At 55.7% G+C, this 5,728-nt stretch carries 2 protein-coding genes; both read right to left on the bottom strand.

Features of this window, described 5'->3' with window-relative positions; genetic code table 11:
- Positions 1-4,437 (bottom strand): SpvB/TcaC N-terminal domain-containing protein (locus KVT39_RS36035; protein ID WP_217591379.1); only part of this gene is annotated, 4,437 nt, incomplete at its 3' end.
- A gap of 207 nt (positions 4,438-4,644) precedes the next feature.
- The coding region (locus tag KVT39_RS38575; protein WP_217591378.1) for an RHS repeat-associated core domain-containing protein at positions 4,645-5,728 on the bottom strand (1,084 nt) is incomplete at its 5' end.

The following is a 5,728-nucleotide window of genomic DNA, read 5'->3' as shown; positions in this document are numbered from 1 at the left end:
CAATGGGTCGTAGTACAAGGTGTCGGCATAGCCCCATTGCTGGATCGAAGCGTCGTTCACGTAACGCGGCTGGTCGATAAAGTATGGTTGGTAGCGTCGAACGGGTAACCCCTTGTTGTTGTAGTCGACTCGTCCCGATACGACCCAGCGCCAATCCGGGGTGGTGTCCTTGACCAATGGCTGGCCTGCGTTGTCGAGGACAAGTTGACCGCTACCGTCAACCACATAGGCCTGGCCTGGCTCGGTCTTCTGTTTGGATTGCAGAGACCGTCCAAATCCGTCGCTGTACGCCAATAGGATTTGAATCTGCCGATCCGTTTCTTGTGTCTGAGGGAACTGCTCGGCGTTGAGCGCGGCGTTATGTACCGGGATCTGCGGCACTCCACTCACCAGTGCGCGCAGAGAGGGAGGAAGGGCGGGAACTTCAAATTCACCACGTGCCCAATGCCGCCCTTTCGCCAGGATGTGGCCAGTGCCGATGATCAAGTGATGCTGCTGCAATGTGTCCCATAGCATTGTGATTTCGGACGGGGCGAAGTGGGCGGTCAGTTGCTCGCCGGAGATCCGCCCCATCCAACTGAACGGGGCGTAGAGGTAGGTTGAGGCTGCTTGTTGCAGCGCGCCAGACGGATCGGCCAACGCCGCGTCGATTGAGTCCAGCGCGGGTGCCCCGGCGTTGAAGTTGCCGACTGGTGCAAACCCGACTTGCACGGCCGTGGCGTCGTCGGGAGCCAGCTGGCGACCAAAGAATGACGTCGCTACGACCCGGCCCAACGCGTCGAACAAGACCTGCTGCACATTGAGATTCGGATCGGTGATCTGCCAGGGGGTCAGGAAGCGGTAGTCATACGCAGTAATTGTCTCCAACCCGTCAACGTCCGTGACCGAGACGACGACACAATGATGAACATCATACTTGAGGTTGATAGGACCGACGATTGGCGTCGTCTGCTGGGCTCTGGGGAGCGCAAACGGAAGCCACTCGCCATTGCCGTTCACGTACGTGGTGTAACTGTGAGGTTTGACCCACACTGTACCAGGGGAGGCGTCGGCGACGGAGAGTACGACCGGTCGCTCACAATAACCAGCATCCGTCAGCGCGCGGTCAAGATCCGGAATGGCGACATACACTGCCAACACGTCGTGATCGAGCTCTGCAGTTTCGACATGGTGGACCAGAACCAATGGCGGAGGGGGCACGCCCGCCGGAAGTACCTGGTTACCCTCCCTATTGAAATAGTAGGCGACCTCTTGACCGACGAGCACCCGCACCTGGTCGTGGCCCAACACCCCATCGGGACTACGAAGCGTCTCGCTCTCCAATCCATGTGCATTCGCTGGGTAATCTGCATACCCGCTGGGGTCGGTGATGACATTTTGTCGCCATTCGTAAGGGATGCCCAGACGCCAGACCTGTGGGTCTACCAGGTTGTACACACTCCGCCGTGTCTCGATAAGCCGCAAGACTTGCTGACTATCGTCATAGGTGCTGAGCCATTGCGCTTCGGGAACATTTGGCGGATAGGGGTTGACTGGCGGAAGCGAACGCCGCGCATAATCGATATCGACGCTCCACACGGGTGTGCAATATGCGTCCACTTGCAAGGAGACCGATTGATGGACCTGTGGATCGGCTTCGACACGATCATAGTTCACAGACAATTCCGCCAACGGGCTTGATACGGCGACAACATAGGGATGAGCAGGGCTGGCGGACTGGACTAAACGGACCTGATATTGGCTGGTGCTGACCGAGTAGGGCACGTTATTTTGAGGGCTGTCGTCCGCACCGTAGACCTCCACGCGTAGTTCACGACCCGCTAGCGCTCGGAACAGTTGATAACGGGTCGTGCTGTCGATGGTTCGCAGCACATCGTCGTCACCAGTTGCGGGGTTGAACCTGGTAAACCGTGTCGGGCCCAGCTTGAACATCGCAGGGTCCGAATACGGAGGCGATGCTGGATTAGTCTCGGCGTCTTCCAGACCGGTGTGATACCAGATTTTCGTCAAAGTCGGTGCCGTGTTCTCGATATTTTTCCCGGTAGAGGCCGCGGTAGTGTCCGTATCGAGTTGTTGCACGAACCCGAACCCGCGAAATTCGCGATCAGTTCCTGCATAGATGCCTTGTCTATACGAAAAGCACTGGGACAGCGTGTTGCCGTTGACTTCATCCAGGCTGATCACCCTGTTCAACAGCATGACGGGGAACGGCAAGCGGCAGGTGCTCGCCGGATTCGTTTGCTTCTCATCCAGCCATTCCTGCGCGGAACTTCGATACGTCAATGTCGTTCTTGCGCCAAGATTGTTGTTGATTTGTTTCAGAAGGTAAGGCTTGGTGGGTGAAAACGAATAACACCAGTGTGACGATGCTATATGAGGGATAGTCAGCACGAGAGTAGTCGTACCCGTTCCATCCAGATCCACAAAGCTGACTTGATCCAGCCGGTCGTAGGTCACGCCCTTTGGCATGGGCAATATGCGTGGTATTGGGTCGACACCGTTGCCACTGTGATTCAGGTAAATTTTGAAATGATCGGACTCGGCATAAATCAGATCGGCGGCTCCGGATCCGGCGATGTCGGCCAGGAACACGCGTGCCGGATCGAACGTATCGGGATCGAAATGGAGGGCGGTGAGCGTTAGCCGCTTGCCGAACTTTCCCCATCCGAGATTGGGCCAGCACTCCAGCGTGTTATATCGAACGCGGACGAGATGCGATTGACCGGAGCCAAGGACGTCGCTGAATGCAACGAGCGAGCCGGGGTTTCCATCGAATACGGGCAAGTCGTTGTCGCTGTCGTGCGGAACCTCCATTGGCGGCGAAAATCCGTCTGCCCGGCGATTGGGATATAATCGCACACTTCTGGGCCCAATCAATCCTAGATCGGCCAGCCCCCCGCCGGTCAGGTTCGCAAGTTGCGCCGACGGCTGCAGGAATTCGGTCGGCAAAACAGGCAAGGGGATGAAGTGCGACCAGCTTCGGTCGGGACTCAGCGTGAAGTATCCGGCAAGCCCCGGTTGAGCGATGATCCAATCCAGGCGACCATCGCCTGTGAGGTCCATCAATTTTGTCTGCTCCGGGTTCGTCGACGGGGCAACCGGCAAGGGTTGCCAGGTCGCGTAGCCGATCGAGTCTGGGCCATCGCTGGCGCGTTGTGGTGCCTGGTACCACCAGCCACTACCGGCTTGATACAGTATGCCGGGCAGCCCCTCACCGTACAGATCCACGATTTGGTATTGGGTACCGTCGTTCCAGCCGGGAAAGGCTGGTAGGCTTCGGTAGTCGTCTGCCGAAAAATTTGGATTGAACGGCGTATACGCCAATTCGAGTGGTGGCACCGACTGGACCGTACCATTTGATTCATAAGCAAAACTTTGAGCAGTCGACAATTGGGTAAGCTGAGGGCCTTGGTCATAGCTCAATAGCAAGCGGCTGACGAGATATTCATTCGAGGCCAACTCGTCCGGGAAATGATGAAACATCAAGACCTGGTGACACAGCCGGTGCGTACGAACCTCAAACCCCAACGCGTAATCGGAAAACGAATCCCCCCGACATAGCCACTGCTGCTGTGGCGTCCAAGGCGGAGCAACCAAGGGATCCAGGGTACGCTCACCGTAGTCAAAGACCAGCGTAAACAAGTAGATTGGCGTGTCCTCCGCGGGGACATTTCCCCATGCATAGAGCGGCGCGTATGGGCTTGCATTACCGTATTGAACCTGCATCAGGTAGCGGTTGGACGTCTGTGTTCGATCGGACTCCTGTCCGATCATGTCGACGTTTTCCGTATTTTCGCTTTTGTAGGCGTAACAAATATGCTCCCCATTCGGCGAGCAGGATTCGTCCAGGAGCCACTGGCCAATCTTGCCTGGATCCGACGGATCGGCAATCCTGGACAAGGGTTGCTTACCCAAGCTGTGCAATTGACCGTCCACTGAATGGATGAGCCAGAAGTCGCTGCCTTTTCCTGTTCCTTGCCAGTGCTCGATACGATCGAATCCGCCCATGACGCGCGGAAAATAGCGCGTCACCGTATAAGTTTGATCCAACGACATACCGCCGTATTGCGTAACCCGAGTGAAAACTACCTGATTATTAGCGTCCAGTTCTGGCGTCATCACTTCATTGTCGGGCGATAGATAGTCATCGTTACCCAGATAGCGGGGCACACCAGTGCTGGTGCGTCGCCGTATCGTGAGCAATGGCAGACTCCACCCGATACCGAAACACCCGTTGCCCTGGCCGCTGTCGTATGCCAGTGACAGGTTCGGCACATAGCCGCGCCCTGCCGAGATCGGCAAAGGAATAGAGAGCGAGGATTGACCGGTCATGCCTGCGTTACCGATTGCCTCGCCCATGCCTCGAATGGAGCCGCCCCCCTTGGGCAACGACGGTAGCGACACCGCAACAGGCTCCGACTGTCCATTCGTATTCATCTGCGTACTCCTTGCCGATTATCTTGCTCCAGGATCACATCGGACGATGCCTACCAGTCAACCTGTCAACCTTACTCAATTTTGCGCAATGTTGGCTTCCGCTTCTTTCGACCGGTCTCACTTCGGCGTCGTTCTGGCCAACGCTGCAGCAACCTCGCATTGTTGCCGTTTCGATAACTCGAATCGAGGTGCCGGAAAATGAATTGTTCAGGATTGAATTCTCTGCGTTACCATTGGTTTCATTCCAAATTTATGTGCGATATGTCCTGAGCGAGGATTAATTGCCTCTGTTTTAAATTCGGAAATGTGATGAGTCTTTATCATTTTGAAAATGGACAGATTGGTCAGAGTGCTGCCCACACCCTTTAATTGAAAATCAGCAGGTTTCGCAGCAATTCCTTTTCTTGTGAGTAGCTCGCTCAGGCGTGCCTGGAATCCAGCATTCATGCGCAGTCGATTGGGAATCTGGGTGAGTGGATGCGACACAACTGCGCCAAGAATGGCTATTCTGTCTTCTCTAAGATAACTGATGACGCCGTAAATTGGCATGGGCTCACCTCTCTCGAGCGCCTCGTCGTGCTTGTTGATTAAGACGTAGCTATATACATCCCCAACCTCCTCCACCATTCCCGCATATTGGCGAGAGAGTCGGGCGGAAATTGAAAAATTTTCTTTCTCTTCTGGTGTTAATTCATTTTGAAACTCTTGTTTCATTGCTAGCGCTAGTTCTTCATACTTCCCTAGTGTTCTCGTGACGACATTGGAAGTAATTTGATATTTCATGGCTTTGTCTGATGCTATCTCGATTACCTTGAAATGGCCTTCCTTGCTGTATTTGTGTTTTTCTTCATGGTAAGCTTGAACATCAAATCCCTTCGCCTTTTGATAGAGGGTCTGCGCAAATGGGGCTCTCGCAGCCAGAGCCACGGTGCGACTCACCGATAGTTGAAAGCGCTCAGACTCATATGACGACGCGGCGGCCTCGGCCGTGGGATTGCCGCCACCTGGCTGTCTTCCGTCGGAATCGCGCAGCGTGCCGGGGTTGTTCCTCACCATCCGATAGAGATTCAGTCCATCGATGGTGCCGGCGGGGTCGGGGGTCAGCCAGCGCGCAAGCCAGGGCGCGTAATGGCGATAGCCGTAGTCGTACAGCCCCGTCACGTCGCGCTCCTTGCCCGCGTGGCGCACGAACTTGTAGTCGCCTTCCACCGCGCTCTTCGGCAGCCATACCGCGGTGCCGCCGTACGGGTAGTATTCCTCGGCGCTCAGCCGTTGCCCGTGCTGGTCGAGT

Source organism: Burkholderia sp. GbtcB21, from assembly GCF_019091065.1.
GTDB lineage: Bacteria > Pseudomonadota > Gammaproteobacteria > Burkholderiales > Burkholderiaceae > Burkholderia > Burkholderia pyrrocinia_C.
The sequence above is the reverse complement of the archived record's forward strand: the minus strand, read 5'-3'. Positions and strand labels throughout refer to the sequence as shown.